Source organism: Streptomyces phyllanthi (genome assembly GCF_009377205.1).
Lineage (GTDB): Bacteria > Actinomycetota > Actinomycetes > Streptomycetales > Streptomycetaceae > Streptomyces > Streptomyces phyllanthi.
Genome location: NZ_VJZE01000722.1, coordinates 1 through 2,979 on the forward strand (window position 1 = coordinate 1; position 2,979 = coordinate 2,979).

Consider the following 2,979-nt stretch of genomic DNA (forward strand, 5'->3'; position numbering starts at 1 on the left):
GCGGAGGACCTGTGCCGCCCACCCCTGCCCTCTCCCGTGCCCATGCCTCACCGTTACGTCTGCTCCGGAGGATCCTGCTCGTCCGGGGCACCCTGTTCGCCCTGCTGTTCATGCTGCCGGCGTGCCTCGGCGATCAACGCCAAGCGCCGGAGCCGCCCGTTCGATCGGCTGCCGCCTCGACCGAAGCTCCACCGCCCGCGGGGGGTTCCGACGGGGAAAGCCTTGACACATTCGAGTCTCCCGACCATTGCCACGGGCCGCGCCCTGGACAGGCCCTGTTCCCGCCGCCGTCCCCTCGGGTCCAGCCACCCGCCGTCACCGCGCTGCCGCTGACGGACGCCACAGCAACTCCCGTGCATCAGCCCCTCGGCGCCGTCCGAAGACTGCTGCCGAGCGGCGGCCGGTCCGCTCTCACCGCCATCTGCAGGTGGCGCATATAGAGGCCGCCCCGCGGGTTCGGCCCTCGTCGGCCCGCCGCGTGTCGTGCCTTGGCCGTCGCGCGAGATGAGCATCCGCATGCGTCCACATCGATACGAGAGCGAAGACATGCACTCCCTGACCACGAGCGACCCCACCCCTGCAGGCCCCACGCTCCAGGGGCTCGTCGGCAACACACCCGTTCTGCAGATCTCCCAGCCCTTCACCGAGCCGGACCGCGGCTTCTGGGCGAAACTGGAGGGCTTCAACCCCGGCGGCATCAAGGACCGCCCCGCACTGCACATGGTTGAGCGGGCCCGGGCGCGCGGCGACTTGCAGCCGGGTCGCCCGATCATCGAATCGACCAGCGGCACCCTCGGCCTCGGCCTCGCCCTGGCCGGGATGGTCTACGGCCACCCCGTCACCCTGGTCACCGACCCCGGTCTCGAACCGTCGATGAACCGGCTGCTCGCCGCCTACGGCGCGACCGTCGACGTGGTTGCTGAACCGCACCCGACCGGAGGCTGGCAGCAGGCCCGCCGCGATCGCGTGGCCGAACTGATGGCGAAGCATCCCGGAGCCTGGTGCCCCGACCAGTACAGCAATCCGGACAACGTAGCCGCCTACACGCCCCTCGCCCTCGAACTCGCCTCGCAGATGGGCCACATCGACGTACTCGTCTGCAGCGTCGGCACGGGAGGCCACTCCGCGGGCATCTCGCGCGTCCTGCGCCAGCTGTACCCCGAGATGCGGCTGGTGGGTGTGGACACCGTCGGGTCGACCATCTTCGGTCAGCCCGCCCGTACCCGTCTGATGCGGGGCCTCGGCTCCAGCATCTATCCGCGCAACGTGGCGTACGAGAACTTCAGCGAGGTGCACTGGGTGGCTCCGGGTGAATCCGCCTGGGCCTGCAGGAAGTTGGCCGCCTCCCACTACGCCACGGGCGGCTGGAGCGTCGGCGCGGTCGCGCTGGTGGCCGGCTGGGTCGCGCGTACGGCCCCGCCGGGGACCCGTATCGTGGCGATCTTCCCCGACGGGCCCCAGCGCTACCTGGAGACGGTCTACGACGACGAATACTGCGCCCGGCACGGGCTGTTGGGCGTGACTCCGGCACCCGAACCGGAGGTCGTCGGCCGCCCCGACGAGAAGGAAGTCACCCGCTGGACGCGCTGCACAGCGGTCACCGATCCGGTCGCCCTCGTGACCGAGACCGTTGCGGAGACGGGTGGTTCGCGGTGAGGACGACACTCACACAGATGCGCTCCTACGACCGGAGCGTCCAGCTGTTGATGGTGAATCAGTTCACCATCAATTTGGGCTTCTACATGCTGATGCCATACCTGGCCGCCCATCTGTCCGGCACCCTCGGTCTCGCCGGCTGGGTCGTCGGACTCGTCCTGGGCATACGGAACTTCAGCCAGCAGGGCATGTTCCTCGTCGGCGGGACGCTCGCCGACCGCCTCGGCTACAAGCCGATGATCGTCGCGGGATGCGTGCTGCGCACGGTCGGCTTCGCGACCCTCGGCCTGGTCGACTCGCTGACCGCGCTGATCGCCGCCTCCGCGGCTACCGGGCTCGCTGGGGCGCTGTTCAACCCGGCGGTCCGGGCGTACCTCGCCGCGGACGCGGGGGAGCGCAGGGTCGAGGCGTTCGCGCTGTTCAACGTCTTCTACCAGGCCGGGATCCTGCTGGGCCCGCTCGTGGGCATGGTGCTGACCGGCGTGGACTTCCGGATCACCTGTCTGGTCGCCGCCGGGATCTTCGCGCTGCTGTCCGTCGTGCAGATCCGCGCGCTGCCCGCCCGGCGGGCCGAGGACACCAAGGGGAAGGACAGCAAGGATCGGGACGGCGTGCTCACCCAGTGGCGCGGCATCCTCGCCAACCGGCCGTTCCTCCTCTTCTCCGGCGCCATGATCGGCTCGTACGTCCTCACCTTCCAGGTCTATCTGTCCCTGCCGCTGGAGGTGCGCCGGCTCGGCGGTGACGGCGAATTCGGCACGGCCGCGGTGGCGGTGCTCTTCGCCGTCTCCGGACTGAGCACGATCCTCGGCCAGACGAGGGTGACCGCCTGGTGCAAGGACCGGTACGAGCCCGGCCAGGCGCTGACGCGGGGGCTGGCACTCATGGGCATCGCGTTCGTGCCGCTCCTGGCGGCCACCGCCGTACCCGTACCGGAGTCCGGTGCGGCTCTGTGGCTGCTGGCCGCGGTGCCGCCGACGCTCGCCGCGCTGCTCCTGGCGCTCGGCACGATGATCGCCTATCCCTTCGAGATGGACACCATCGTCCGCCTCTCCGGTGACCGCCTCGTCGCCACGCACTACGGGCTCTACAACACCATCTGCGGAGTCGGCATCACGCTCGGGAACCTGCTCACCGGCGCCGCTCTCGACGCGGCACGGGAGGCGGGCATGCCCGCGCTGCCCTGGATCTCGCTGTGCGCGCTCGGCCTCGGCTGCGCGGCCGCCCTGTACGGCCTGCACCGCACCGGCCGCCTCGTGACCCCCGAGCCCGAGCCGCAGCCCGTCGCGGCCTGACCCACCACCGGTCCGCGAACGAGGGGCG

Annotated in this window: 2 protein-coding genes; both read left to right on the forward strand. The window is 70.7% G+C overall.

The features are described from left to right. Positions 1-546 precede the first annotated feature (546 nt). A complete protein-coding gene (locus tag FNH04_RS43960) occupies positions 547-1,656 on the forward strand; it encodes a PLP-dependent cysteine synthase family protein (protein ID WP_152791833.1) in 1,110 nt (369 codons plus the stop codon). Next, positions 1,653-2,951, forward strand: coding sequence for an MDR family MFS transporter (locus FNH04_RS43965; RefSeq protein ID WP_322725610.1), 1,299 nt, complete (start codon positions 1,653-1,655; stop codon positions 2,949-2,951). Before FNH04_RS43960 ends, FNH04_RS43965 begins: the two co-directional genes overlap by 4 nt. The last annotated feature ends 28 nt before the right edge of the window (positions 2,952-2,979 follow it).